Annotated in this window: 1 protein-coding gene; it reads right to left on the bottom strand. The window is 29.5% G+C overall.

What is annotated here, in order from left to right:
* Positions 1–599 (bottom strand): DUF2920 family protein (locus AJ889_RS09735; protein WP_261660987.1); only part of this gene is annotated, 599 nt, incomplete at both ends.

The following is a 599-nucleotide window of genomic DNA, read 5'->3' as shown; positions in this document are numbered from 1 at the left end:
TAAACACTTTATTTCCACAAGGATAAGAGATGGAATTTTCTTGCATTAAAGATTTTCTTTTTTGTAATTTTTCAAGCATTAAAGGAAGTTCTTTTCTAAATAAGGCTTTATCAGGTATACCACAACCATGATCTAAATTTTTAATAAATTTTCCATCAATTTTATTTTCATCTATCAAATTTAAGCTTACATCGTAACCTAAAATTTTTAATATTTGCATGGTTTGTTGTTTAAAATTGGCAGGCGTTAGAGGATCTTTATCGCTATGATAACTCACATAAATAATATTTTTATTTTTTTGACTTTGCAAAATCAAATGATCCTTATTTAACAATGTTCTAATAAAATAATTTTCATTATTAAAAAAATAAGGTGAATTTTCTTTACGCGTCCAGTGGGTTTTTAAAAAACAACTCACAAAAAAATGATCGCCCTGCATATACATATCCCCATTAGTATCTTTGCTTTTAAATTCCAACTCTCTACCAATAATATAATTAAGCGGTGGAACAGCCGAACCCGAATTATCAATCACGCCATCCACATACCAAGGAGCTATTTTTGCTATGAGCAAGGCTAAGTATCCTCCATAAGACCCC

Origin of the sequence: Campylobacter sp. BCW_6468, from assembly GCF_001762865.1 — a bacterium.
Classification (GTDB): domain Bacteria; phylum Campylobacterota; class Campylobacteria; order Campylobacterales; family Campylobacteraceae; genus Campylobacter_D; species Campylobacter_D jejuni.
Note: the sequence above shows the minus strand (reverse complement) of the source record. Positions and strands in the feature narration are given on the sequence as shown.